The sequence below is a fragment of the Hylemonella sp. GW821-FHT10B10 genome, assembly GCF_059415585.1.
In genome coordinates this window covers 629,091-652,149 of the sequence record NZ_JBWKNN010000002.1, presented here as the reverse complement: position 1 = coordinate 652,149, position 23,059 = coordinate 629,091, and the positions used below count along the sequence as shown (strand labels likewise).

Sequence of the window (23,059 nt, the reverse complement as noted above, 5' to 3'; positions counted from 1 at the left end):
AGTGTGGTGCAACGCTCAAAAAATGATGTGTGGGTCGGCCTGTTCGTGCTGATAGGTGGCGTGGCCATTCTGTTCATGGCGCTGCAGGCGGCCAATCTGCTCAATCTGAGCTTCCAGTCAACCTACCGCGTTGAAGCCCGCTTCGACAACATCGGTGGTCTCAAGCCTAAGTCGGCGGTGCGTAGCAGCGGCGTCGTGATCGGCCGCGTCGAGTCCATCACCTTCGATGACAAGACCTTCCAGGCCCGCGTGATGCTTGCACTGGAGACCCGCTACAAGTTTCCCCAGGACAGCTCTCTCAAGATCCTGACCAGCGGTCTCCTGGGCGAGCAGTATGTCGGCATCGAGGCCGGTGCGCAGGACAAGAATCTGGGCAACGGGGATGTCATCACCTCAACCCAGTCCGCTGTGGTACTGGAAAACCTGATCGGCCAGTTCATCTATAACAAGTCGGCTGAAGGTGCTGGGTCGAACGCGGCCAAGAAATGACCTTGGCGGATCGTTTGCGCCTGGACCGACCGGTTCTGCAGTCCTGGCTCCTGCGCCTGCTGGCCCTGGCGTTGGGCTTGTTGCTGACCGGCTGCGCCACGGGTCCGCAGGCCAACCCCGCTGATCCGCTCGAACCCTGGAACCGGGGGGTCTACAAATTCAACGATGCGTTGGACCGCAACCTGCTTAAGCCGGTGGCCACGGTGTACCAGGAGTCCACGCCGGAACTACTGCGCAAGGGCATAGGCAATTTCTTCGCCAACCTCGAAGATGCCTGGACCACGGTCAACAGCATGTTGCAGCTCAAGGGGCAGGCGGCGGGTGAAAGCTTCACGCGTTTCTGGGTCAATACTTTTTTCGGGTTGGCGGGTGTGCTGGATGTGGCCAGCGAAATGCAGATCCCGCGCTACAACGAGGATTTTGGACAGACCCTGGGATACTGGGGTGTGGGAGCCGGACCTTATGTGATGTTGCCGGTGCTCGGGCCTTCCACCTTGCGCGACACAGCCGCCCTGCCCGCAGACTGGCGCGGCGACCTCGTGCTTCAGGTCGACGATATCCCCGTGCGAAACACGCTGGTCGGGTTGCGGGCGGTGCATCAGCGGGCACGCCTGCTCAAGCAGGAAGGCCTGCTTGAAGGGGCGGCGCTGGACAAATATACTTTGCTGCGCGATGTCTACCTGCAGCATCGGCGCAATCTCGTGTATGACGGGAACCCGCCGGAAGAGCCGATGGTGGAAGATATCGAGCCTGACAAGGATGAAGCGGCCAAGTGAGTACTTGCCTGTCGGCTTGCTCGGGCTGGCGGACGTTAAAGGTGGGTCGGCATGCAGCCGGCGCATCATCTGAGTTCTGGAGAGTTACACCATGCAAAGACGAATTTCCCATCGCCTGCTGGCCGCCTGTGCTGGCACGCTGCTGTTGCTGGCGCAGGCGCTGGCGCTGGCGCCCGCCTGGGCCGCCGACGAGGACGCCGATGTCATGATCCAGAAGCTGTCGACCGAGGTGCTCGACAGCATCAAGGCCGATGCGGCGATCAAGAGCGGCGACATCTCGCGCCTGATTGCCCTGGTCGACACCAAGATCATGCCCAATGTGAACTTCCAGCGCATGACGGCCGCCTCGGTCGGCCCAGGCTGGCGTCAGGCCACACCCGAGCAGAGGAAGCGCCTGCAGGACGAGTACAAGATCCTGCTGGTGCGCACCTATGCCGGCGCGTTGTCGCAGGTCAACGACATGAGCGTGTCACTCAAGCCCATGCGTGCCGCGCCAGAGGACAAGGAAGTCGTGGTGCGCACGGAAGTCAGGGGCAAGGGCAACCCGGAGCCGGTGCAGCTTGACTACCGCCTGGAGAAAACACCGGGCGAGGGTAAGGGCTGGAAGATCTACAACCTGAATGTGATGGGCGTCTGGCTGGTGGAGACTTACCGCAGCCAGTTTGCCCAGGAAGTCAACACCAAGGGCATTGACGGTCTGATCGCCTCGCTGGTCGAGCGGAACAAGGCCAACGCCAAGAAGGCCTGAACATGCTGGTCCTGCCCTCTGAACTGACCCACAAGCAGGCCTCGGCCTGCCTGCGCATGCTGGTGCAGGGCCTGCCCTCGCAGACCGGCCCTGACGTGGTTGTGGACGCCGCCTCCCTCAAACGTTTCGATTCCTCGGCCCTCGCGGTGTTGCTGGAGTTCCGCCGTGCCAGCGCGGCGCTTGGCAAGGGCTTCGAAATCCGCAGCCTTTCGTCCCGGCTGGTCGATCTGGCGCGGCTTTACGGGGTCGCCGAACTGCTGTTGCCAACCGCCTGAGCCCAAGGTCTCTCGCGACCGCCTAAAATAGCGGGTTCCCATGCCCGCTATCTCCTTCCAGTCCGTCTCCCGGCACTATCCGCTTGCCCGCGGCCCCAAGGGCGCCACCTTCGCCGCTCTGGACGATGTCAGCCTGGACATCGAAGAAGGCGAATTTTTCGGCCTGCTCGGGCCCAATGGCGCAGGCAAGACCACCCTCATCAGCATCCTGGCGGGCCTGGTCCGTGCCAGCGGCGGCAAGGTTTCCGTGCTGGGCCACGACGTGCAGGCCGACTATGCCCAGGCGCGCAAGCTGCTGGGCGTGGTGCCGCAGGAGCTGGTGTTCGACCCCTTTTTCAATGTCCGCGAAACCCTGCGCATCCAGTCCGGCTATTTCGGTGTGAAAAACAACGAGGCCTGGATCGACGAATTGCTGGAAAGCCTGGGCCTGGCCGACAAGGCCAGTGCCAATATGCGCCAACTTTCCGGCGGCATGAAACGGCGCGTGCTGGTGGCCCAGGCCCTGGTGCACAAGCCGCCGGTCATCGTGCTGGACGAACCTACGGCTGGTGTGGACGTGGAGCTGCGCCAGACTCTGTGGCAGTTTGTCGCCAAGCTCAACCGTGAAGGGCACACGGTGCTGCTGACCACCCACTATCTGGAAGAAGCCGAGGCCCTGTGTGGTCGTATCGCCATGCTCAAGGCGGGCAAGGTGGTGGCGCTGGAGCGCACCAGCGAGCTGCTGAAATCGGCTTCCAGCCATGTGCTGCGCATGAAGATCGAGGGCCAGCTGCCGGCCGTTCTGGCCGCTCAGGCGCGCGTGACTGGTCGCATCGTGCAGTTCCCGGCGCACGATGCGCGGGAGATCGAAACCTATCTGGCTGCGGTGCGCGAGTCCGGTGTGGTGGTGGACGACGTCGAGATCACCAAGGCCGACCTGGAGGACGTGTTTCTTCAGGTGATGAGCGGCAAGACCGGCAAGACAGGAGCCACGGCATGAGCGGCTGGCGGACATTGCTCTACAAAGAGGTGCTGCGCTTCTGGAAGGTCAGCTTCCAGACCATCGCTGCGCCTGTGCTCACGGCCGTGCTCTACCTGCTGATCTTCGGCCATACGCTGGGGGATCACGTCAAGGTCTATGACAGCGTGCCCTACACCGCCTTTCTGATTCCCGGCCTGGTCATGATGAGCGTGTTGCAGAACGCCTTTGCCAACAGCTCGTCCTCGCTGATCCAGAGCAAGATCATGGGCAACCTGGTCTTCCTGCTGCTCACGCCGCTATCGCACTGGGCCTGGTTCCTGGCCTACGTGGGGTCTTCGGTATTGCGTGGCCTGGTGGTGGGTTCCGGTGTGCTGCTGGTGACGGTCTGGTTCACGGATCTGAGTGTTCAGGCACCGTTGTGGATCCTGGTGTTTGCCGTGCTGGGCGCGGCCCTGCTGGGCACCCTGGGCCTGATCGCCGGTTTGTGGGCCGAGAAGTTCGACCAGCTTGCGGCCTTCCAGAACTTTGTCATCATGCCCATGACTTTCCTCAGTGGCGTGTTCTATTCCATCCATTCCCTGCCGGCTTTCTGGCAGGGAGTAAGCCACCTCAATCCCTTCTTCTACATGATCGACGGCTTCCGTCACGGCTTCTTCGGCGTGAGCGATGTCTCGCCCTGGTTGAGCCTGGGCATCGTGGGCACAGCCCTGCTGGTGGTGGGGGGGCTGGCCGTGCACCTGCTGCGCATCGGCTACAAGATCCGCAGCTGATCGGTACAACGCCATGACAGCAGAACAACTCCAAGCCCTGATCGCCGCCGGTCTGCAATGCGAGCACATCGAACTCAGTGGCGATGGTCGCCACTGGTATGCCACCATCGTTTCCGTAGAGTTCGAAGGCAAGCGTGCCATCCAGCGCCACCAGCGTGTCTACGCCACGCTGGGTCAGAAGATGCACACGGACGAGGTGCATGCCCTGTCCATGAAAACCTACACGCCGGCCGAGTGGGCGGCGCAACCCAAGTGAAGTCCCATGGATAAATTGCTGATACGCGGCGGGCGCGAACTGCGTGGCGAGGTGCCGATTTCCGGCGCCAAGAACGCGGCATTGCCCGAACTGTGCGCCGCTTTGCTGACCGCTCAGCCGGTGAGCCTGCTCAACGTGCCGCGCCTGCAGGATGTGGCCACCATGCTCAAGCTGATCCGCAACATGGGCGTGAAAGTCGAGCAGGGGCAAGACGGCACAGTGCGCATCGACGCATCCACCCTGAGCAGCCCGGAGGCGCCCTACGAACTGGTCAAGACCATGCGTGCGTCGGTGCTGGCCCTGGGCCCGTTGCTCGCCCGCTTTGGCGAGGCCACGGTCTCTCTGCCTGGCGGCTGCGCCATCGGTTCGCGTCCGGTGGACCAGCATATCAAGGGCCTGACGGCCATGGGCGCCGAGATCAAGGTCGAGCATGGCTATATCCTGGCCAAGCTGCCCAAGGGCCGTACACGCCTGCAAGGTGCGCGCATCACGACGGACATGGTTACCGTGACCGGCACCGAAAACCTGCTGATGGCCGCCACCCTTGCCGAAGGCGAGACCATCCTCGAGAATGCCGCGCAGGAGCCCGAGATTCCGGACCTGGCCGAGATGCTCATCAAGATGGGGGCGAAGATCGAAGGCCATGGCAGCAGCCGCATCCGCATCCAGGGTGTGGATGCCTTGCATGGCGGCGAACATCGTGTGGTGGCCGACCGCATCGAGGCCGGCACCTTCCTCTGCGCCGTGGCGGCCACGGGTGGTGATGTGCTGCTCAAGCACGGCCGTGCCGACCATCTGGACGCAGTGATCGAGAAGCTGGTGGCCGCCGGTGCCAAGGTGACGGCGCTGCCGGACGGCATCCGCATCCAGTCCCAGGGACGCTTGCAGGCCCAAAGCTTCCGCACCACGGAATACCCGGGTTTTCCCACCGACATGCAGGCCCAGTTCATGGCGCTGAATTGCATCGCTCAGGGCACGGCCACGGTGACCGAGACCATCTTTGAGAACCGCTACATGCATGTCAACGAGCTGGTGCGCCTGGGCGCGAAGATCCAGATCGATGGCAAGGTGGCGGTGATCGAAGGTGTGGAACAGCTTTCCGGCGCCACCATCATGGCCACCGATCTGCGCGCTTCGGCCAGTCTGGTGATCGCGGGCCTGGTGGCCGAAGGCGAGACCGTGGTGGACCGCATTTATCACCTCGATCGGGGTTATGACCGCATGGAAGCCAAGCTGGCGGCCATCGGTGCCGATATCGAGCGCGTCAAATGAGAGAATCGACGCTCTGAAAGCTTCACCATGATCACGCTCGCCCTCTCCAAAGGCCGCATCTTCGACGAGACCCTGCCGCTGCTCAAGGTAGCCGGTATCGAGGTGCTGGACGATCCGGAAAAGACCCGCAAGCTCATTTTGGCCACCAACCAGCCCGAGGTCCGGGTGGTCTTGGTGCGTGCTACCGATGTGCCGACCTATGTGCAGTACGGCGGTGCCGACCTGGGTATTACCGGCCTGGACACGCTGATCGAACACGGCATGGAGTGGGGTGGTGCGGCCGGCAGCACGGGCCTGTACCAGCCACTGGACCTGCAGATTGCCAAGTGCCGCGTCAGCGTGGCTGTGCGTGAAGGCTACGACTACGCCGCCGCCGTGCGCCAGGGCGCGCGCCTGCGCGTGGCCACCAAGTACGTGGCCATTGCCCGTGAATTCTTTGCCGCCAAGGGCGTGCACGTGGACCTGATCAAGCTCTACGGCAGCATGGAGCTCGCGCCGCTGACCGGCCTGGCCGACGCCATCGTGGACCTGGTGTCCACCGGCAATACCCTCAAGGCCAATCATCTGGTCGAGGTCGAGCGCATCATGGACATCAGTTCGCGCCTGGTGGTCAACCAGGCCGCGCTCAAGCTCAAGCGCGAGCCCATCCGCAAGATCATCGACGCCTTCGGCAAGGCGCTGGGGCAGCCATGAGCACCGCACGGCCGTCCGAAGGTGCTCGCACCGCAATGCGTAGCATGGAGGTTGATCTGTGAGCCTGGTCGCCCGGCCCCTGCGCCTGTCCACTGCACAAACTGATTTCGAGCAGCGTTTCAAGGAGCGCCAGCACTGGTCGGGCGAGACCGACGCGGCTATCGAGCAGCGCGTGGCCGAGATCCTGGCCGACGTGCAAAAGCGCGGTGACGCCGCCGTGCTCGAATACACCGCCCGCTTTGATGGTGTGCAGTTCCAGACCCTGAAGGATCTGGAACTGACGCAAGCCGAGCTGAAGGCCGCCTTCGATGCTCTTCCGGCTGCGCAGCGTGAAGCCCTGCAGTCGGCCGCACAGCGCGTGCGCAGCTACCACGAGGCGCAGAAGCGTGCCAGCGGCGAGAGCTGGAGCTACCGTGACGCTGACGGCACCCTGCTGGGTCAGAAGGTCACACCGCTGGACCGCGTGGGCATCTATGTGCCGGGCGGCAAGGCGGCCTATCCCTCCTCCGTGCTGATGAACGCCATTCCCGCCCACGTGGCCGGCGTGGGCGAGATCATCATGGTCGTGCCCACCCCGCGTGGCGAGAAAAACCCGCTGGTGCTTGCGGCTGCCTATGTGGCCGGCGTCACGCGTGCCTTCACCATCGGCGGCGCCCAGGCCGTGGCCGCCCTGGCCTATGGCACGGCCACCGTGCCCGGTGTGGACAAGATCACCGGCCCGGGCAATGCCTACGTGGCCAGCGCCAAGCGCCGTGTCTTCGGCCAGGTTGGCATTGACATGATCGCTGGCCCCAGCGAGATCCTGGTGCTGGCCGATGGCAGTACACCTGCCGACTGGGTGGCGATGGACCTGTTTTCCCAGGCCGAGCACGATGAATTGGCGCAGAGCATCTTGCTCTGCCCGGATGCGTCTTATATCGAAGCGGTGCAGCGCGAGATCGACCGCCTGCTGCCTCAGATGCCGCGCGCCGAGATCATCGCCAAGTCCCTCAACGGCCGCGGTGCCCTGATCCACACGCGCAGCATGGAAGAGGCCTGTGCCATCAGCAACCGCATCGCGCCCGAGCACCTGGAGGTTTCCAGCAACGATCCCCATCGCTGGGAGCCGCTGCTCAAGCACGCGGGTGCGATTTTCCTTGGGGCGTATACCAGCGAGTCGCTGGGCGATTACTGCGCCGGCCCCAACCACGTGCTGCCCACCAGCGGTACGGCGCGCTTCAGCTCGCCTTTGGGTGTTTACGACTTCCAGAAGCGCTCGAGCCTGATCGAGGTCAGCGAAGCCGGTGCCCAGACCCTGGGGCAGATCGCTTCGGTGCTGGCGCACGGCGAAGGCCTGCAGGCCCATGCGCGTGCGGCTGAGATGCGCCTGAAAGACAGCAAGAAATGACGTCACTCGATCCCAAGCTGCAGCGCCTGATCCGTCAGGACATCCAGGGCATGCATGCCTATGCCGTGCAGGAGTCTGCCGGCATGGTCAAGCTCGATGCCATGGAGAACCCCTACAGCCTGCCGTCCGCCTTGCAGGCCGAGCTGGGCCAGCGTCTGGGGCAGCTGGCCTTGAACCGCTACCCGGATGGCCGCGTGGACGATCTGCGAGCCGCGCTGGCCCGCTACGCTGGCATGCCTGAGGGCTACGCCCTGATGCTGGGCAATGGCTCCGATGAGTTGATTTCCCTGCTGGCCATGGCCTGCGATGTGCCTGGGGCTTCCATCCTGGCGCCGGTACCCGGTTTTGTGATGTACGCCATGAGCGCCCAGCTGCAAGGCTTGGCCTTTCACGGTGTGCCGCTCACGCCAGAGTTTGAGTTGGACGTCACGGCCATGCTGGGCGCCATTGCCAAACACAAGCCCACGATTACCTACATTGCCTACCCGAACAACCCCACGGCCAACCTCTGGAGCGATTCGGCGATCGAGAAGATCATCGCCGCTGTCGGCGAGCAGGGTGGCCTGGTGGTCATGGACGAGGCGTACCAGCCCTTTGCTGCGCGCAGCTGGCTGGAGCGCATCCGTGCCAGGCCGGAGGCCAACAGCCATGTGTTGCTGATGCGCACGCTCTCCAAGTTCGGCCTGGCCGGCGTGCGGCTGGGTTACATGATGGGTCCGGCGGCGCTGATCGCCGAGGTCGACAAGGTGCGTCCGCCCTACAACGTCAGTGTGCTGAACTACGAGTGTGCCCTGTTCGCGCTGGAGCACGCCGAGGTGTTCGCGGCCCAGGCACAGGAGATCAAGGCGCAGCGTGCTATGATTTTCGAAGCGTTGAAGGCTTTGCCCGGGGCGCGAGCCTGGAGCAGCGACGCCAACATGATCCTGCTGCGTGTGCCCGATGCGGCCAAGACCTTCGAGGGCATGAAGGCGCGCAAGGTCCTGGTGAAGAATGTGTCCAAGCTGCACCCTCTGCTGGCCAACTGCCTGCGACTGACCGTGGGCACCCCGCAGGAAAACCAGCTGATGCTGGCAGCGCTGAAAGAATCCTTATGAGCACACCACGTACTGCAGAAGTGTCCCGCAACACCGCGGAAACCCATATCACCGTCAAGGTCAACCTGGACGGCACGGGTGTCTCGCGCCTGTCCACCGGCATCGGTTTCTTCGACCACATGCTGGACCAGATTGCGCGGCACGGCCTGATCGACCTGGACATTCAGGCCAAGGGCGACCTGCACATCGATGGCCATCACACGGTGGAAGACGTGGGCATCACCCTGGGCCAGGCTGTGGCCAAGGCCGTGGGCGACAAAAAGGGCATCCGCCGCTATGGCCATGCCTATGTGCCGCTGGACGAGGCCCTGTCACGCGTGGTTGTGGACTTTTCGGGCCGTCCGGGCCTGGACATGCATGTGCCCTTCAAGAGCGGCATGATCGGCGCCTTCGATACCCAGCTGACCTATGAGTTCTTTCAGGGCTTCGTGAACCACGCTTTTGTCACCCTGCACATAGACAACCTCAAGGGCGAGAACGCGCACCACCAGGCTGAAACCGTGTTCAAGGCCTTCGGCCGCGCCCTGCGCGCCGCGCTGGAGATCGATCTGCGCTCGGTGGGTGTCATCCCCTCGACCAAGGGCTCGCTCTAGTCTTCTTATGAGTTCGGCGCTTCCTGCCAAGACCGTTGCCGTCGTTGACTACGGCATGGGCAATCTGCGCTCCGTGTCGCAGGCTGTGCAGGCTGCGGCCCAGGGCAGCGACTGGCATGTGCTGATCACATCGCGCCCCGAAGAAGTGCGTGCGGCGGCCCGTGTGGTGCTGCCGGGCCAGGGGGCCATGCCCGACTGCATGCGTGAGCTGCGCGACTCGGGCATGCAGGAGGCCGTGCTGGACGCTGCCGCCCGCAAACCCCTGTTCGGCGTCTGCGTGGGCATGCAGATGATGCTGGACCACAGCGCCGAGGGCGATACGCCGGGCCTCGGTCTGATCCACGGAGCCGTGATCAAGTTCGATCTGGCGGGCCGCACCCAGCCCGATGGCAGCCGTTACAAGGTGCCCCAGATGGGCTGGAACCGGGTCCGTCAGATGGATCCTGGGCAGGGCCGTCACCCGGTCTGGGCTGGCGTGCCGGATGACAGCTACTTCTATTTTGTGCACAGTTTCTATGCGCGACCGTCGGATGCGCGCCACAGCGCGGGCGAAGCCGACTACGGCGGGTACTTCACGGCGGCCATTGCACGCGATAATATTTTTGCGACACAATTCCACCCAGAGAAAAGTGCAGCCCACGGCTTGGCCCTTTATCGCAACTTCCTCCACTGGAATCCCTGATTCTTCGCACGCTTCATCCTGAACGCGCCTCTGTCCTCGTCTTTGTCCCAGCACCATGCTTCTCATTCCTGCCATTGATCTGAAAGACGGCCACTGCGTGCGCCTCAAGCAGGGCGATATGGACCAGTCCACCACCTTTGGCGAAGACCCCGCGGTGATGGCGCGCAAATGGGTCAGCAAGGGCGCGCGCCGTCTGCACCTGGTCGACCTCAATGGCGCTTTTGCCGGACATCCCAAGAACGAGCAGGCCATCCGCAGCATCCTCAAGGAAGTCGGCAACGAAATCGACGTGCAGCTCGGCGGTGGTATCCGCGACCTGGACACCATTGAGCGTTATCTGGACGCCGGCCTGCGCTACGTCATCATCGGCACCGCCGCCGTCAAGAACCCCGGTTTTCTGCAGGACGCCTGCACGGCCTTCGGCGGCCACATCATCGTGGGCCTGGACGCCAAGGACGGCAAGGTGGCCACTGATGGCTGGAGCAAGCTGACCCGCCACGAAGTCATCGACCTGGGCAAGAAGTTCGAGGACTATGGTGTGGAAGGCATCATCTACACCGACATCGGCCGCGACGGCATGCTCTCGGGCATCAACATCGATGCGACGGTCAAGCTGGCCCAGGCCCTGACCATCCCGGTCATCGCCTCCGGCGGCCTGAGCAATATGGCCGACATCGAGGCCCTGTGCGCGGTGGAGGATGAGGGCGTGGAGGGCGTGATCTGCGGGCGCGCCATCTACACGGGCGACCTGGATTTTGAAGCCGCCCAGATTCGCGCCGACGAACTCAATGGCTGATCCAGCCGGCAGCGCGACGCTGTTCCGCGGCCTGCGCTCCGTTTCCCTGACCCTGTCCAATGGCGATAGCCTGCGCGTGTTGCTGCATGGCGCGCATGTGGTTTCCTGGGTGGCCGGAGGCCGCGAGCGGCTCTACCTGAGCCCGGCCAGCGCCTTTGACGGTCACAGCGCCATCCGCGGTGGCGTGCCAGTCTGCTTTCCCCAGTTCAATATGCGTGGCCCCCTGCCCAAGCACGGTTTTGTGCGCAACCTGGCCTGGGAAATGGAGGAGCAGGTACTCGAAGCGCAGCGGGGGCACCTGGTCCTGCGCCTGGCTGATGGCCCTGCGACACGCGCTTTCTGGCCGCAGGCCTTCGAGGCCCGCCTGCGGCTGGAGCTGAGCCCAGGTGCATTGCAGTTGACCCTGGCTGTGCGCAACACCGACGTTCAACCGCTGGCCTTCACCGGGGCCTTGCACACCTATTTCGCTGTGGACCACATCACCCAGGCCCGGCTCGAAGGCTTGCAGGGGCAGCCCGAGTGGGATTCCGTGACCGATAGCCATGCTACGGGGACCAGTCCCTTGCGTTTCGACGCCGAGTTTGACCGCGTCTACGAGGCGGCAGCGGAACCCCTGCTTTTGCGGGAGGCGGCGCATACCATGGCCATCGCGCAAAGCCCGAATTGGGCCCAGACTGTCGTTTGGAATCCCGGTCGCGACAAGGTTCTGCCCGATCTGCCGGCCGGGGGCTATGCCCGCATGCTTTGCGTGGAAGCGGCCCAGGTCATGGCGCCCGTGGTCGTGGCACCTGGTGAGCAGTGGCAGGGCTGGCAGCGTCTCAGCCTGCGCTGAGACCTACAATCCGGGCATGCTGGCCAAACGTATCATTCCCTGCCTGGACGTGACGGGCGGACGCGTCGTCAAGGGCGTCAATTTCGTCGAATTGCGCGATGCCGGTGACCCGGTGGAAATCGCTGCACGCTACAACGAGCAGGGTGCCGACGAACTTACTTTTCTGGACATCACCGCGACCAGCGATGGGCGCGACCTGATCCTGCACATCATCGAGGCCGTGGCCTCTCAGGTCTTCATCCCGCTGACGGTGGGCGGCGGCGTGCGCACGGTGGAAGACGTGCGCCGCCTGCTCAACGCCGGGGCCGACAAGACCAGTTTCAATTCGGCGGCCATCGCCAATCCGCAGGTCATCCGCGACGCCTCGCACAAATACGGCGCCCAGTGCATCGTGGTGGCGATCGACGCGAAGCGCCGCTACGGCGAGGATCTGCTGGCGCGTGGTGAGGGTTGGGACGTCTACAGCCATGGTGGGCGCAAGAACACGGGGCTGGACGCCGTGGCCTGGGCGCGCCGGATGGCCGAACACGGCGCTGGCGAGATCCTGCTGACCAGCATGGACCGTGATGGCACCAAGTCCGGTTTCGACCTGGCGCTCACACGTGCGGTCAGCGAAGCGGTGAGTGTGCCGGTCATTGCTTCCGGCGGCGTTGGCAATCTGGATCATCTGGTCGAAGGCGTCCGGCAGGGCGGGGCCGACGCCGTGCTGGCCGCCAGCATCTTCCACTACGGCGAATACACCATTGCCCAGGCCAAGGACCGCATGGCTCGGGCTGGTATCCCAGTGCGCATTGAAGCCGCAGCCTGAATCGCGAGACAATCACACCATGAACTGGCTCGACGAAGTGAAATGGGATGAGCAAGGCTTGGTGCCGGCGATCGCCCAGGAACAGGGCAGCAACGATGTGCTGATGTTCGCCTGGATGAACCGCGAGGCCCTGCAGAAAACGGCCGAACTCGGCCGTGCCGTCTACTACAGTCGCTCGCGCGGCAAGCTCTGGTTCAAGGGCGAGGAATCCGGCCATGTGCAGACCGTGCACGAGATCCGTCTGGATTGCGACAATGACGTCATCCTGCTCAAGGTGACCCAGCTTGGGCACGAGCCGGGTATTGCCTGCCACACCGGCCGCCACAGCTGCTTCTTCAGCGTTTACAAAGACGGCGCCTGGCGCGCCGTCGATCCGGTCCTCAAGGACCCCGAAACCATCTACAAGTGAAGACCATGGTCGAGCCCAAGAATTCTGTTGACGCCCTGGCCCGTCTGGCGACCGTGATCGAGAGCCGCCTGCCCGCGCGCGGCGGCGACCCCGAGAAAAGCTATGTGGCCCGGTTGCTGCACAAGGGACCGGACGCCTTTCTCAAGAAAGTGGGTGAGGAGGCGACCGAGGTTGTGATGGCCGCCAAGGACGCCGACCACGGTGGCGAGCGCGGCAAAATCGTCAACGAAGTGGCCGACCTCTGGTTCCATACCATGATCGCCCTGGCCCATTACGGCCTGACGCCGGCCGACGTGATCGCCGAACTGGAGCGCCGCGAAGGCACCAGCGGTATCGAGGAAAAGGCCCTGCGCAAGGCGCTGGCCCGGGAGGGCGGGGCGCAGTAGACGAGAACGTCTGCGGCTGGCCCCCAAATTGCTAGATCCCTTGCCATATCCATGGAGTTTTCCGCATGAGCGACGTCAAGCACAGTGATCCAGACTGCATTTTCTGCAAGCTGGTGTCCGGCAAGATCCCTGCCAAGAAGGTCTACGAGGACCAGGACATCTTCGCTTTTCACGATATCAACCCGTGGGCCCCTGTGCATTTCCTGCTGATCCCCAAGCTGCACATTCCGTCCATGGCCCAGGTCGGGCCTGAGCATGCCGACCTGCTGGGGCGCATGATGGCGTTGGCCCCCAAGCTGGCCGCGCAGGAAGGTTGCCGCCCCTACCCCGAGGGGGGCTTCCGCATCGTTTGCAACACCGGTGCAGACGGAGGCCAGGAGGTGCACCACCTGCACTTCCACGTGATTGGCGGCCCCCGCCCCTGGTTGAAGGGTTGATTTTTCCCGTTTCGTCCGAGCCGCCCTTGCGGCGATTAAAATTGATCATTCCTTAGGAGAGATATATGGGTTCCTTTTCCATCTGGCACTGGCTGATCGTGCTGCTGATCGTGGTCATGGTGTTCGGCACCAAGAAGCTCAAGAACCTGGGTAGCGACCTGGGTAGCGCCGTCAAGGGTTTCAAGGACGGTATGAAGGATGGTTCCTCGACCGAAGACAAGCCCGCTGCCGCCCCCGCCCCCCAGCAGGTGGCCAGCACGGCAGCGGCCTCGGCTGACAAGAACACCATCGACGTCGAAGCCAAGCCCAAGTCTTGACCGTCCCGCGTAGCTCCCAGGCATGATCGATCTCGGTCTTTCCAAGATGGCGCTCATCGGCGCGGTGGCGTTGATCGTCATCGGGCCGGAAAAGCTGCCACGCGTAGCGCGCACCATCGGTACCTTGTTGGGCAAGGCCCAGCGTTATGTGTCCGATGTGAAGGCCGAGGTCAACCGTTCGATGGAGCTCGAAGAGCTCAAGAAGATGAAAAGCACCGTCGAAGGTGCGGCCCAGGAGGTTGAGAACTCGATCCAGACCACCACCTCGGATTTCGAGCGGGACTGGAACTCGGCCACTTCTGGGCTGGACAACGCGACGGATCTCTCCAGCAGTCTGCAAACAGTGCCGGAGTACAAGCACCCTGGCAAGAACTGGCGCCTCAAACGCGGGGCCACGCCCAGTTGGTACAAGGCACGCCAGGGTGTGCGCACCAAGGCACTGTCCGGTGCAGCCCGGGTGGCCCGTTACCGGCCCCAGAAACTGAACTGAGCCACGCCGGCTCGCCCAGCATGCAAGCTGGGTGTGGGCGGCGCGGCCCCGCAACCTGTAAGAACGCATGGCAGACCCACAAAGCAAAGACGACGAGCTGGCCGGTACCGAGCAGCCCTTCGTGCAGCACCTGATCGAGTTGCGTGACCGGCTCATCAAGACCGTGATCGCCATGGCCATCGCCGCAGCGGTCCTGGCCATCTACCCGGGCCCGGCTGCGCTGTATGACCTGCTGGCGGCGCCGCTGGTGGCACACCTGCCCAAGGGGGCCACGCTGATCGCCACCTCGGTCATCTCGCCCTTCATGGTTCCGCTCAAGATCCTGCTGATGGCGGCCTTCCTGCTGGCCCTGCCTGTGGTGCTCTACCAGCTCTGGGCCTTCGTTGCGCCCGGCCTGTACAGCCATGAGAAGAAGCTGGTGTTGCCCCTGGTGATCTCCAGCACGGTGCTGTTTTTCATTGGCGTGGCCTTCTGTTATTTCTTCGTCTTCGGGCAGGTCTTCGCCTTCATCCAGGGATTTGCGCCCAAGAGCATCACGGCAGCGCCCGACATCGAGGCTTATCTGAGCTTTGTGATGACCATGTTCATCGCTTTCGGCCTGGCCTTCGAGGTGCCCATTGTGGTCATCGTGCTGGCGCGCATGGGCCTGGTGAGCATCCAGAAACTCAAGGATTTTCGCGGCTACTTCATCGTGCTGGCCTTCATCATCGCGGCCATCGTGACACCGCCCGATGTAGTGTCGCAGCTGGCATTGGCCATCCCGATGTGCCTGCTCTACGAAGTGGGCATCTGGGCTGCGCAAATCTTCATCAAGCACACACGCGCGCCTGACGCCGAGCCGGTCGATTCCTGATCAGCTCACTGCTGGGGGATGCGGCGTGGTTTTGGTCGCACGCCCGGCGTGATGCTGATGTCCAGCGTCCGGTCCTGACGGCGCACGCTGAAGCTGGCCGGATTCCCGGGTTTGAGCGCCGCCACGCGGGTCAGCAGTTCCGAAACGTTTTGCACCGGCTTGCCGGCGACCTTGGTGATGACGTCGCCGGGGCGGATGCCGGCCAGGGCGGCCGGGCCGTTCTGCAGCACACCGGTGATGATCACCCCCTCGTCGGTCTTGACGCCAAAGGTCTCGGCCAGTTCCGGCGACAGGTCGCTGGGCTCCACGCCGATCCAGCCGCGTGTGACCTGCCCGTCCTTGACGATGCTTTCCAGTACCTGCTGGGCCGTGGCCACGGGGATGGCGAACCCTATGCCCATATTGCCGCCCGAGCGGGAATAGATGGCTGTGTTGATGCCCAGCAGGTTGCCGCTGGCGTCCACCAGCGCGCCGCCAGAGTTGCCGGGGTTGATGGCGGCATCGGTCTGAATGAAGTTCTCGAAGGTGTTGATGCCCAGCTGGTTGCGCCCCAGGGCGCTGACGATGCCGCTGGTGACGGTCTGGCCTACGCCGAAGGGATTGCCGATGGCCAGCACGGGGTCACCCACCTGCAGCGCATCGGAATTACCCAGCACGATGACAGGCAGCTTGTCGAGTTCGATCTTGAGCACCGCCAGATCACTGTCCGGATCGCTGCCGATCACTCGGGCGCGGCTGCGCCGGCTGTCGTTGAGGATGACCTCGATCTCGTCGGCCCCCTCGATCACGTGGTTGTTGGTCAGGATGTAGCCGCCGGGGCTGACAATGACGCCACTGCCCAGGCCGACCTGAGGCTCGTTATCCTGGTCGCCAAAGAAGAAGCGGAACCAGGGGTCGTTGCTGTTCGGGTTGCGCCGGGCCGCCTTGCTGGTGTTGATGCTGACCACAGCGGCCGAGGCCTTCTGGGCGGCTAGGCGGAAACTGCCAGGCGGTGGCGCCGCGTTGCGGTCGGACGGCGCCTGGAAGAGCGCTACCGTGGGTGTTTCACCGGGCTGCATCACCCAGGCGGGCTTGAGCGTGGCCACGACAAAGTAGGCCGCCAGCAGGACGGTGACAGCTTGCGAGAACAGCAGCCAGTATCGTTTCATGTGGGAAATTGTAGAGTGCCTCCTGCCATGCTGCCCCGAATCATTCATATTCAGCCGCTCGCCCCGTCCAAGCCGGTGCTGGGGCAGCCCTGCAACGGCTGCGGCGTGTGCTGTTTGCACGAGCCCTGCCCGCTGGGCATGCTGCTGTCGGGGCACCGTCGTGGTGCCTGTACCGCGCTGCGTTGGGAGGAGACCCTGGCCCGATACCGTTGCGGTGCCATGGTACAGCCGCAGGAGGTGCTGCGCGCCGCCCTGCCGGCCGGTCTGGGTTGGCTGGCGCCCCTGCTGCTGCCGGCACTGCGGCGGCTGGCTGGCCGCTGGATTGCGGCCGGGCAGGGCTGCGACTGCAGCCTGGAGGTGTCACCGGCCCAGGCGGACCCGCAAACTGACCGACAATCGGCGCCATGACGGATCGCACCCAGCTTCTGCAGGCTTTTGATGCCCTGCTGCAACCCGAGCGTTTTCGCGACTACGGGCCCAATGGTCTGCAGGTGGAAGGGCGCCTGCCAGTGCACAAGATCGTTTCCGGCGTCACGGCCAGCCGTGCCCTGATCGAGGCGGCCATTGCGATGCAGGCCGACGCCATCTTCGTGCACCACGGCCTGTTCTGGCGCGGCCAGGATGGGCGCGTGACGGGTTGGATGAAACAACGCCTGGCTTTGCTGCTGGCGCACGACATCAATCTCTACGCCTACCACCTGCCATTGGACGCCCATCCGGAACTGGGTAACAACGCCCAGCTTGCAGCGAGGCTGGGCCTGCAGGCCCAGATCCGTTTTGGCGAGCAGGACCTGGGTTTCATGGGGCAGCGTTTGGACGGAGGAAGGTTTGCTGATGCGGTGGTGCTGGCTAGCCACGTGGAGCAGGTGCTTGGTCGTTCTGTCACTGTGGTTGGCGGCTCTGGTCGTGCTATTCAAAACGTAGCGTGGTGCACGGGTGGGGCTCAAGGTTATTTCGAGTCGGCTATCGCCGCTGGTGCCGACGCCTTCATCACTGGTGAAATTTCCGAGCCGCAGGCGCATTACGCACGCGAGTGTGGCGTCACCTTCATCGCCTGCGGCCACCATGCCAGCGAACGTTATGGTGCGCCGGCCGTGGCCGGGCATGTCGCAGCCCAGCTCGGTTTGGCCCACGAGTTCATCGAGATCGACAACCCAGCATGAAACCCCTGGCCATCACCCTGGGCGATGCCGCGGGCATCGGGCCGGAAATCATCGCCAAGGCCTTTCGCGATGCGCCTGAACTCACGCGGGGCTGTTTCGTGGTGGGAGATGCGGCCACGCTGCGGCGCGCGATGGCGCTGATCCGCCGTGAGGGTGAGGCGGCCCAGCCGCTGGTACTGATCAAACGTGCCGAGGAGGCGCTGACGGTGCCATCGCACAGCCTGCCTGTGCTGCAGGTCGAGGCTCCGGCGGAGCCCGTGCCTTGGGGTCAAATCAGCGCCGAGTCTGGCCGTCTGGCCGGGCGCTGCGTGGTATGGGCGGCTCGGGCGGCCTTGCGCGGCGAGATCTCAGGCCTGGTGACCGCGCCACTGCACAAGGAGGCGCTGTCCGCCGCTGGGGCGCCTTTCGACAATTTCCCCGGCCATACGGAGTTGCTTCAGGCCGAGGCGGCTGCCTTCCTGGGCAAGCCGGTCAGCGACTTGCCGGTGCGCATGATGCTGGCCAATCAGGAACTGCGCACGGTGCTGGTCAGCATCCACTTGGCCTTGCGCGAGGCCATCGAGGCGGTGACTTTTGGCAATGTGCTGCAGACCCTGCGTATCACCCACGCGGCCTTGCATTCTCTGCTGGGGCGGGCGCCGCGCATCGCCGTGGCCGGCCTCAACCCGCATGCCGGCGAAGGAGGGCTGTTCGGACGCGAGGAGATCGACACCATCATCCCCGCCTTGAATAGTGCCCGCGCCGAGGGCCTGGATGTGCATGGCCCCTGGGCTCCGGACACGGTTTTCATGCGGGCCCGGGCCAAGGCGGGGCAGCCTGGCGAGTTCGACGTGGTGGTGGCCATGTACCACGACCAGGGCCTGATCCCCGTGAAGTACCTGGGGGTGGAGCAGGGCGTCAATGTCACGCTGGGCCTGCCACTGGTGCGAACCAGCCCGGACCATGGCACCGCCTTTGACATCGCAGGCAGCGGTCGGGCCGATGCTTCAAGCCTGATCGAGGCGGTGCGCATGGCACGCCGGCTCGTGCAAAGACCGGAGGCCGGGCATGAGTCGGCTAGAATCCCGGGTTAATTCTCCGGTTATAGCCCCGGCAGTTTTCCAATTTTCGTACCCGTAGACTTGATTGAGGATTTCCATGAGCGACACGCTTGCCGATAAGAGTCAGATGGACCCGAGCAAACGGACGTGGCTGATTGCCACGGGTTGTGCAGGTACCGTGGGTGGCGTGGCCGCCGCCATTCCCTTTGTCAGCTCCTTCCAGCCCTCCGAGCGCGCCAAGGCCGCCGGTGCTGCAGTCGAGGTGGACATTTCCGCCCTCAAACCGGGCGAGAAAATCACCGCCGAATGGCGTGGCAAACCGGTCTGGATCGTCAAGCGCACGCCCGAACAGCTCGAAAGCCTGAACAAGACCGAAAACCTGCTCGCAGATCCAAAGTCCGAGCGCAAGCCTTCCGAGCTGACCCCAGAATACGCGCGCAACCAGTACCGCTCCATCAAGCCCGACGTGCTCGTGGCCGTCGGTATCTGCTCCCATCTGGGCTGCTCGCCCAGCGACAAATTCCAGACCGGTGCCCAGCCTTCGCTGCCGGACGACTGGCAGGGCGGTTTCCTCTGCCCCTGCCACGGCTCGACCTTCGACATGGCCGGCCGTGTGTTCAAGAACAAACCGGCGCCTGACAACCTGGAAGTGCCGCCGCACATGTACCTGTCCGACAGCAAGCTGCTGATCGGCGAAGACAAGAAGGCTTGAGGAACAAGACATGGCTGAATTCAAGGAACTCCCCGCCGGTGCGCCCGTCAGCGCCCAGGTGCTGAACTGGTTCGAGAACCGTTTCCCGACCGCGTTCGACGCCTACCGCGTCCACATGTCGGAGTACTACGCTCCGAAGAACTTCAACTTCTGGTATTTCTTCGGCTCACTGGCCATGCTGGTGCTGGTGATCCAGATCGTGACCGGCATTTTCCTGGTCATGCACTACAAGCCGGATGCGGCCCTGGCCTTCGGCTCGGTCGAGTACATCATGCGTGACGTGCCCTGGGGCTGGCTGGTGCGTTACCTGCACTCGACCGGCGCGTCCGCCTTTTTCGTGGTGGTCTATCTGCACATGTTCCGCGGCCTGATCTATGGCAGCTACCGCAAGCCGCGGGAGCTGGTCTGGGTCTTCGGTTGCGCCATCTTCCTGGTGCTGATGGCCGAGGCCTTCATGGGCTATCTGCTGCCCTGGGGCCAGATGTCCTACTGGGGCGCCCAGGTGATCGTGAACCTGTTCTCCGCCATCCCCTTCATCGGTCCGGATCTGGCCCTGCTGATCCGTGGTGACTACGTGGTGGGTGATGCCACGCTGAACCGCTTCTTCAGCTTCCACGTGATTGCCGTACCCCTGGTCCTGCTGGGCCTGGTGGTGGCCCACCTGCTGGCGCTGCATGATGTCGGTTCCAACAACCCGGATGGCGTCGAGATCAAGGGTCCGAAAGCGCCCAAGGACGCCAAAGGCAAGCCGCTGGACGGCATTCCCTTCCATCCCTATTACACCGTGCACGATCTGCTGGGTGTGGGCGTGTTCCTGATGGTGTTCTCTGCCATCGTGTTCTTCGCGCCCGAGTTCGGCGGCTACTTCCTCGAATACAACAACTTCATCCCGGCCGACCCGCTCAAGACCCCGGCGCACATCGCCCCGGTCTGGTACTTCACGCCTTACTACTCCATGCTGCGTGCGATCACCAGCGAGATGATGTATGCGCTGATCGCCTGCGTGCTGCTGGCCGCTGGCCTGGCCGTGCTCAAGGGCAAGCTGCCCACCCTGTTCAAGGGAGCCGTGGCCGGTGGTGCCGTGGTGCTGATCGCCCTCATGCTGGCCATCGACGCCAAGTTCTGGGGTGTGGTCGTCATGGGTGGCGCAGTGGTCATCCTGTTCTTCCTGCCCTGGCTGGATAACAGCCCGGTCAAGTCGATCCGCTACCGTCCGGACTGGCACAAGTACCTGTACGGCATCTTCGTGATCGATTTCGTCATCCTGGCCTACCTGGGCGTGCAGCCGCCCTCGCCGATCGGCGAGCGTGTGTCGCAGGTCGGCACCCTGTTCTACTTCGGCTTTTTCCTGCTGATGCCCTGGTGGAGCCGCCTGGGTGAACCCAAGCCGGTGCCCAGCCGTGTGACCTTCGAGGCCCACTGAGCCGGAGACTACAAAAATGAAAAAATTCATTCTTGCCCTGACCACTTCGTTCGTTCTCAGTGGCGCTGCCCTGGCCTCCGGCGGTGGCATCGCCTGGGACAAGGCGCCCGTCAACACCAGCGACCATGCTTCGCTGCAGAATGGTGCCCGCCTGTTCGTCAACTACTGCCTGAACTGCCATTCGGCGGCCTACATGCGCTACAACCGCCTGCAGGACATCGGCTTCACCACGGAGCAGATCAAGGACAACCTGCTGTTCACCACCGACAAGGTTGGTGAAACCATGAAGTCGGCCATCGACCCCAAGCAGGCCAAGGAGTGGTTTGGTGCCAACCCGCCTGACCTGACCGTGATTGCCCGTTCGCGCGCCGGCCACGGCGGCACCGGTGCCGACTACCTCTACACCTTCCTGCGCACGTTCTATCCCGACGAGACCAAGGCCACGGGTTGGAACAATCTGGCCTTCCCGAGCGTCGGCATGCCGCACGTGCTGTGGGAGCTGCAGGGCCAGCGCCGTCCGGAGTTCGAAGTTCAGAAGGAGCACGGCCACGAGGTTGAAGTCTTCAAGGGCTGGCAGCAGGTGGCCCCTGGCGCGATGACGCCCCTGCAGTACGACCAGGCCGTGGGTGATCTGGTGAACTTCCTGCAATGGATGGGTGAGCCTTCGCAGAACACCCGGGTGCGTGTGGGTGTCTGGGTCATGCTGTTCCTGCTGGTCTTCACGCTGATCGCCTGGCGTCTCAATGCTTCCTTCTGGAAAGACGTCAAGTAAGCGGCTGATTTGACAAGTTTTGCACCAATATGGTGCAAAACTTGCTATTTGTAGAGTGGGTTTGCGACAATGCAGCCCACTCTTTTAGTTTCGACCTAACCTGACACAGGTTAGTCTGCCCTGAAGCTAAGTTTTGATTTTTAGGAGCTTCCCACCATGATGGTGCTGTACTCGGGCACGACCTGCCCCTTCTCCCACCGCTGCCGTTTTGTCCTGTTCGAGAAGGGCATGGATTTCGAGATCCGTGACGTCGACCTCTACAACAAGCCTGAAGACATCAGCGTCATGAACCCCTACGGCCAGGTGCCGATCCTGGTGGAGCGTGATCTGATCCTGTACGAGTCGAACATCATCAACGAGTACATTGACGAGCGTTTCCCGCATCCGCAACTCATGCCTGGTGATCCGGTGGACCGCGCCCGCGTGCGCCTCTTCCTTCTCAATTTCGAGAAGGAACTGTTTGTCCATGTGTCCACTCTGGAATCCCGTGCCGCCAAGAGCAACGAGAAAGCCCTGGAGAAAGCCCGCTCGCACATCCGCGATCGCCTGACCCAGCTGGCTCCGGTGTTCCTGAAGAACAAGTACATGCTGGGCGACAACTTCTCCATGCTGGACGTGGCCATCGCGCCCCTGCTCTGGCGCCTGGATTACTACGGCATCGAGCTGAGCAAGAATGCTGCACCCCTGCTCAAGTACGCAGAGCGCATCTTCTCGCGTCCGGCCTACATCGAGGCGCTGACGCCGTCCGAGAAGGTGATGCGCAAGTAAGGCCGGTTTCCGTGTCCACGACAAGTGCTAGCGGGCCCACTTCGACCCGCCCCTATCTGATCCGTGCGCTTTACGAGTGGTGTACTGATAACGGCTTGACGCCCTATGTGGCGGTGCGCGTCGATGACACGGTGCGTGTCCCGCGTGAGTACGTCAAGGACGGGGAGATCGTGCTCAATATCAGCATGGACGCCACCAGTGCCTTGAAGCTGGGCAATGACTACATCGAGTTCAAGGCCCGTTTTGCCGGCGTCGCGCGCGACATCATGGTCCCGCTGAACCGGGTCATGGCCATCTATGCGCGCGAAAGCGGACAGGGCATGGCCTTCACCCAGGATGAGGAGGGGCAGTTGCCTGCCTCTGTCGGCGATGAAGCTGGCGCTATCGGGCTTCCTGAGGAACAGGGTCCGGGAGGGGCTCCCATCGGCTTGCTGACCCCTGTGGCGTCGACGGAGGTGGATGAGGGTGATGAGCCTGAGCCGCCCAAGCCCGGAGCGGGTCGTCCGGCTCTCAAGCGCGTCAAATAGGCTGGGCTCGCCGGGGCAGACCCGGTGTTGTGCCCAGACCGGCTGTGAGTGCTTACAGTAAAATTATCAGCGTGCCGATTTAGCTCAGTTGGTAGAGCAACCGCCTTGTAAGCGGTAGGTCGTCAGTTCGATTCCGACAATCGGCACCACCCTATTCATAGCCTCGCTCAGGTGCGGTTCCT

General features: G+C 63.3%; 31 protein-coding genes and 1 tRNA gene. 31 read left to right on the top strand and 1 reads right to left on the bottom strand.

Annotated elements, in window-relative coordinates; all coding sequences use genetic code 11:
- Positions 1-6 precede the first annotated feature (6 nt).
- The 22 genes from mlaD (at position 7) to tatC (ending at position 15,324) form a co-directional block, all read left to right on the top strand.
- Positions 7-489, top strand: a complete 483-nt coding sequence (mlaD, locus tag AC07NT_RS13340; protein WP_498598561.1) for an outer membrane lipid asymmetry maintenance protein MlaD — start codon at positions 7-9, stop codon at positions 487-489.
- Positions 490-491: 2 nt separating this feature from the next.
- The gene (locus AC07NT_RS13335; RefSeq protein ID WP_498598562.1) at positions 492-1,265 is read left to right on the top strand and encodes an MlaA family lipoprotein; all 774 of its coding nucleotides are present in this window, start codon (positions 492-494) and stop codon (positions 1,263-1,265) included.
- 91 nt (positions 1,266-1,356) lie between these two features.
- Positions 1,357-2,013 carry an MlaC/ttg2D family ABC transporter substrate-binding protein gene (locus tag AC07NT_RS13330; protein WP_498598563.1) on the top strand — a complete coding sequence of 219 codons (657 nt, stop codon included), beginning with the start codon at positions 1,357-1,359 and terminating at the stop codon, positions 2,011-2,013.
- 2 nt (positions 2,014-2,015) lie between these two features.
- The gene (locus AC07NT_RS13325) at positions 2,016-2,288 is read left to right on the top strand and encodes an STAS domain-containing protein (RefSeq protein ID WP_498598564.1); all 273 of its coding nucleotides are present in this window, start codon (positions 2,016-2,018) and stop codon (positions 2,286-2,288) included.
- Positions 2,289-2,328: 40 nt separating this feature from the next.
- On the top strand, positions 2,329-3,267 hold the full coding sequence (locus AC07NT_RS13320; RefSeq protein WP_498598565.1) for an ABC transporter ATP-binding protein: 939 nt from the start codon (positions 2,329-2,331) through the stop codon (positions 3,265-3,267).
- Entirely contained in the window at positions 3,264-4,019 is a 756-nt protein-coding gene (locus AC07NT_RS13315; protein WP_498598566.1) for an ABC transporter permease, read from the top strand. Before AC07NT_RS13320 ends, AC07NT_RS13315 begins: the two co-directional genes overlap by 4 nt.
- A 13-nt stretch (positions 4,020-4,032) precedes the next feature.
- Complete coding sequence (locus tag AC07NT_RS13310) at positions 4,033-4,275, top strand: BolA family protein (protein ID WP_498598567.1); 243 nt, start codon at positions 4,033-4,035, stop codon at positions 4,273-4,275.
- Positions 4,276-4,281: 6 nt separating this feature from the next.
- Positions 4,282-5,547 (top strand): UDP-N-acetylglucosamine 1-carboxyvinyltransferase, encoded by a 1,266-nt coding sequence (gene murA, locus AC07NT_RS13305; protein WP_498598568.1) that lies wholly within the window; start codon positions 4,282-4,284, stop codon positions 5,545-5,547.
- Between the two features lie 27 nt (positions 5,548-5,574).
- Positions 5,575-6,240 carry an ATP phosphoribosyltransferase gene (gene hisG, locus AC07NT_RS13300; RefSeq protein WP_498598569.1) on the top strand — a complete coding sequence of 222 codons (666 nt, stop codon included), beginning with the start codon at positions 5,575-5,577 and terminating at the stop codon, positions 6,238-6,240.
- Between the two features lie 58 nt (positions 6,241-6,298).
- On the top strand, positions 6,299-7,627 hold the full coding sequence (hisD, locus tag AC07NT_RS13295; protein ID WP_498598570.1) for a histidinol dehydrogenase: 1,329 nt from the start codon (positions 6,299-6,301) through the stop codon (positions 7,625-7,627).
- On the top strand, positions 7,624-8,721 hold the full coding sequence (hisC, locus tag AC07NT_RS13290) for a histidinol-phosphate transaminase (protein WP_498598571.1): 1,098 nt from the start codon (positions 7,624-7,626) through the stop codon (positions 8,719-8,721). Before hisD ends, hisC begins: the two co-directional genes overlap by 4 nt.
- On the top strand, positions 8,718-9,314 hold the full coding sequence (hisB, locus tag AC07NT_RS13285; protein ID WP_498598572.1) for an imidazoleglycerol-phosphate dehydratase HisB: 597 nt from the start codon (positions 8,718-8,720) through the stop codon (positions 9,312-9,314). The genes hisC and hisB overlap by 4 nt, the downstream gene beginning before the upstream one ends.
- Before the next feature lie 7 nt (positions 9,315-9,321).
- Positions 9,322-9,996: an imidazole glycerol phosphate synthase subunit HisH gene (gene hisH, locus AC07NT_RS13280; RefSeq protein ID WP_498598573.1), complete on the top strand. Its 675-nt coding sequence runs from the start codon at positions 9,322-9,324 to the stop codon at positions 9,994-9,996.
- Between the two features lie 55 nt (positions 9,997-10,051).
- Positions 10,052-10,792, top strand: coding sequence for a 1-(5-phosphoribosyl)-5-[(5-phosphoribosylamino)methylideneamino]imidazole-4-carboxamide isomerase (hisA, locus tag AC07NT_RS13275; RefSeq protein ID WP_498598574.1), 741 nt, complete (start codon positions 10,052-10,054; stop codon positions 10,790-10,792).
- Positions 10,785-11,624: a D-hexose-6-phosphate mutarotase gene (locus AC07NT_RS13270; protein WP_498598575.1), complete on the top strand. Its 840-nt coding sequence runs from the start codon at positions 10,785-10,787 to the stop codon at positions 11,622-11,624. The genes hisA and AC07NT_RS13270 overlap by 8 nt, the downstream gene beginning before the upstream one ends.
- A 16-nt stretch (positions 11,625-11,640) precedes the next feature.
- A complete protein-coding gene (gene hisF, locus AC07NT_RS13265; protein ID WP_498598576.1) occupies positions 11,641-12,432 on the top strand; it encodes an imidazole glycerol phosphate synthase subunit HisF in 792 nt (263 codons plus the stop codon).
- Entirely contained in the window at positions 12,416-12,841 is a 426-nt protein-coding gene (hisI, locus tag AC07NT_RS13260; RefSeq protein WP_498598577.1) for a phosphoribosyl-AMP cyclohydrolase, read from the top strand. Before hisF ends, hisI begins: the two co-directional genes overlap by 17 nt.
- A 5-nt stretch (positions 12,842-12,846) precedes the next feature.
- Entirely contained in the window at positions 12,847-13,227 is a 381-nt protein-coding gene (locus AC07NT_RS13255) for a phosphoribosyl-ATP diphosphatase (RefSeq protein ID WP_498598578.1), read from the top strand.
- A gap of 65 nt (positions 13,228-13,292) precedes the next feature.
- On the top strand, positions 13,293-13,664 hold the full coding sequence (locus tag AC07NT_RS13250; RefSeq protein WP_498598579.1) for a histidine triad nucleotide-binding protein: 372 nt from the start codon (positions 13,293-13,295) through the stop codon (positions 13,662-13,664).
- Positions 13,665-13,729: 65 nt separating this feature from the next.
- Entirely contained in the window at positions 13,730-13,981 is a 252-nt protein-coding gene (tatA, locus tag AC07NT_RS13245; RefSeq protein ID WP_498598580.1) for a Sec-independent protein translocase subunit TatA, read from the top strand.
- A gap of 22 nt (positions 13,982-14,003) precedes the next feature.
- Positions 14,004-14,471: a Sec-independent protein translocase protein TatB gene (gene tatB, locus AC07NT_RS13240; protein ID WP_498598581.1), complete on the top strand. Its 468-nt coding sequence runs from the start codon at positions 14,004-14,006 to the stop codon at positions 14,469-14,471.
- Between the two features lie 67 nt (positions 14,472-14,538).
- Positions 14,539-15,324, top strand: a complete 786-nt coding sequence (gene tatC, locus AC07NT_RS13235) for a twin-arginine translocase subunit TatC (protein WP_498598582.1) — start codon at positions 14,539-14,541, stop codon at positions 15,322-15,324.
- Between the two features lie 5 nt (positions 15,325-15,329).
- Here the strand turns inward: tatC and AC07NT_RS13230 are convergent, their stop codons facing one another.
- On the bottom strand, positions 15,330-16,472 hold the full coding sequence (locus tag AC07NT_RS13230) for a S1C family serine protease (protein ID WP_498598583.1): 1,143 nt from the start codon (positions 16,470-16,472) through the stop codon (positions 15,330-15,332).
- 27 nt (positions 16,473-16,499) lie between these two features.
- Here AC07NT_RS13230 and AC07NT_RS13225 point away from each other — a divergent pair, with 27 nt between their 5' ends.
- The 9 genes from AC07NT_RS13225 to AC07NT_RS13185 all read left to right on the top strand — a co-directional run bounded on the left by AC07NT_RS13225 (position 16,500) and on the right by AC07NT_RS13185 (position 23,026).
- On the top strand, positions 16,500-16,880 hold the full coding sequence (locus AC07NT_RS13225; RefSeq protein ID WP_498598584.1) for a hypothetical protein: 381 nt from the start codon (positions 16,500-16,502) through the stop codon (positions 16,878-16,880).
- Positions 16,877-17,635 carry a Nif3-like dinuclear metal center hexameric protein gene (locus AC07NT_RS13220; protein ID WP_498598585.1) on the top strand — a complete coding sequence of 253 codons (759 nt, stop codon included), beginning with the start codon at positions 16,877-16,879 and terminating at the stop codon, positions 17,633-17,635. The genes AC07NT_RS13225 and AC07NT_RS13220 overlap by 4 nt, the downstream gene beginning before the upstream one ends.
- A complete protein-coding gene (gene pdxA, locus AC07NT_RS13215) occupies positions 17,632-18,708 on the top strand; it encodes a 4-hydroxythreonine-4-phosphate dehydrogenase PdxA (protein ID WP_498598586.1) in 1,077 nt (358 codons plus the stop codon). Before AC07NT_RS13220 ends, pdxA begins: the two co-directional genes overlap by 4 nt.
- 64 nt (positions 18,709-18,772) lie before the next feature.
- Entirely contained in the window at positions 18,773-19,387 is a 615-nt protein-coding gene (gene petA / locus AC07NT_RS13210; RefSeq protein WP_498598587.1) for a ubiquinol-cytochrome c reductase iron-sulfur subunit, read from the top strand.
- A 10-nt stretch (positions 19,388-19,397) separates the two neighbouring features.
- Positions 19,398-20,810, top strand: a complete 1,413-nt coding sequence (locus tag AC07NT_RS13205; RefSeq protein WP_498598588.1) for a cytochrome b — start codon at positions 19,398-19,400, stop codon at positions 20,808-20,810.
- A gap of 16 nt (positions 20,811-20,826) precedes the next feature.
- Entirely contained in the window at positions 20,827-21,582 is a 756-nt protein-coding gene (locus tag AC07NT_RS13200; RefSeq protein WP_498598589.1) for a cytochrome c1, read from the top strand.
- A 156-nt stretch (positions 21,583-21,738) separates the two neighbouring features.
- The gene (locus AC07NT_RS13195) at positions 21,739-22,350 is read left to right on the top strand and encodes a glutathione S-transferase N-terminal domain-containing protein (protein ID WP_174253188.1); all 612 of its coding nucleotides are present in this window, start codon (positions 21,739-21,741) and stop codon (positions 22,348-22,350) included.
- 11 nt (positions 22,351-22,361) lie between these two features.
- A complete protein-coding gene (locus AC07NT_RS13190) occupies positions 22,362-22,877 on the top strand; it encodes a ClpXP protease specificity-enhancing factor (RefSeq protein ID WP_498598590.1) in 516 nt (171 codons plus the stop codon).
- Between the two features lie 73 nt (positions 22,878-22,950).
- A tRNA-Thr gene (locus AC07NT_RS13185) sits at positions 22,951-23,026 on the top strand.
- The last annotated feature ends 33 nt before the right edge of the window (positions 23,027-23,059 follow it).

Excerpts from the sequence above, each read along its gene's own strand:
- AC07NT_RS13330 (WP_498598563.1), top strand. The coding sequence starts at position 1,357 with ATGCAAAGACGAATTTCCCATCGCCTGCTGGCCGCCTGTGCTGGCACG.
- AC07NT_RS13325 (WP_498598564.1), top strand. The coding sequence starts at position 2,016 with ATGCTGGTCCTGCCCTCTGAACTGACCCACAAGCAGGCCTCGGCCTGC.
- AC07NT_RS13320 (WP_498598565.1), top strand. The coding sequence starts at position 2,329 with ATGCCCGCTATCTCCTTCCAGTCCGTCTCCCGGCACTATCCGCTTGCC.
- AC07NT_RS13315 (WP_498598566.1), top strand. The coding sequence starts at position 3,264 with ATGAGCGGCTGGCGGACATTGCTCTACAAAGAGGTGCTGCGCTTCTGG.
- AC07NT_RS13310 (WP_498598567.1), top strand. The coding sequence starts at position 4,033 with ATGACAGCAGAACAACTCCAAGCCCTGATCGCCGCCGGTCTGCAATGC.
- murA (WP_498598568.1), top strand. The coding sequence starts at position 4,282 with ATGGATAAATTGCTGATACGCGGCGGGCGCGAACTGCGTGGCGAGGTG.
- hisG (WP_498598569.1), top strand. The coding sequence starts at position 5,575 with ATGATCACGCTCGCCCTCTCCAAAGGCCGCATCTTCGACGAGACCCTG.
- hisC (WP_498598571.1), top strand. The coding sequence starts at position 7,624 with ATGACGTCACTCGATCCCAAGCTGCAGCGCCTGATCCGTCAGGACATC.
- hisB (WP_498598572.1), top strand. The coding sequence starts at position 8,718 with ATGAGCACACCACGTACTGCAGAAGTGTCCCGCAACACCGCGGAAACC.
- hisH (WP_498598573.1), top strand. The coding sequence starts at position 9,322 with ATGAGTTCGGCGCTTCCTGCCAAGACCGTTGCCGTCGTTGACTACGGC.
- hisA (WP_498598574.1), top strand. The coding sequence starts at position 10,052 with ATGCTTCTCATTCCTGCCATTGATCTGAAAGACGGCCACTGCGTGCGC.
- AC07NT_RS13270 (WP_498598575.1), top strand. The coding sequence starts at position 10,785 with ATGGCTGATCCAGCCGGCAGCGCGACGCTGTTCCGCGGCCTGCGCTCC.
- hisF (WP_498598576.1), top strand. The coding sequence starts at position 11,641 with ATGCTGGCCAAACGTATCATTCCCTGCCTGGACGTGACGGGCGGACGC.
- AC07NT_RS13255 (WP_498598578.1), top strand. The coding sequence starts at position 12,847 with ATGGTCGAGCCCAAGAATTCTGTTGACGCCCTGGCCCGTCTGGCGACC.
- AC07NT_RS13250 (WP_498598579.1), top strand. The coding sequence starts at position 13,293 with ATGAGCGACGTCAAGCACAGTGATCCAGACTGCATTTTCTGCAAGCTG.
- tatA (WP_498598580.1), top strand. The coding sequence starts at position 13,730 with ATGGGTTCCTTTTCCATCTGGCACTGGCTGATCGTGCTGCTGATCGTG.
- tatB (WP_498598581.1), top strand. The coding sequence starts at position 14,004 with ATGATCGATCTCGGTCTTTCCAAGATGGCGCTCATCGGCGCGGTGGCG.
- tatC (WP_498598582.1), top strand. The coding sequence starts at position 14,539 with ATGGCAGACCCACAAAGCAAAGACGACGAGCTGGCCGGTACCGAGCAG.
- AC07NT_RS13230 (WP_498598583.1), bottom strand. The coding sequence starts at position 16,472 with ATGAAACGATACTGGCTGCTGTTCTCGCAAGCTGTCACCGTCCTGCTG.
- AC07NT_RS13225 (WP_498598584.1), top strand. The coding sequence starts at position 16,500 with ATGCTGCCCCGAATCATTCATATTCAGCCGCTCGCCCCGTCCAAGCCG.
- AC07NT_RS13220 (WP_498598585.1), top strand. The coding sequence starts at position 16,877 with ATGACGGATCGCACCCAGCTTCTGCAGGCTTTTGATGCCCTGCTGCAA.
- pdxA (WP_498598586.1), top strand. The coding sequence starts at position 17,632 with ATGAAACCCCTGGCCATCACCCTGGGCGATGCCGCGGGCATCGGGCCG.
- petA (WP_498598587.1), top strand. The coding sequence starts at position 18,773 with ATGAGCGACACGCTTGCCGATAAGAGTCAGATGGACCCGAGCAAACGG.
- AC07NT_RS13205 (WP_498598588.1), top strand. The coding sequence starts at position 19,398 with ATGGCTGAATTCAAGGAACTCCCCGCCGGTGCGCCCGTCAGCGCCCAG.
- AC07NT_RS13200 (WP_498598589.1), top strand. The coding sequence starts at position 20,827 with ATGAAAAAATTCATTCTTGCCCTGACCACTTCGTTCGTTCTCAGTGGC.
- AC07NT_RS13195 (WP_174253188.1), top strand. The coding sequence starts at position 21,739 with ATGATGGTGCTGTACTCGGGCACGACCTGCCCCTTCTCCCACCGCTGC.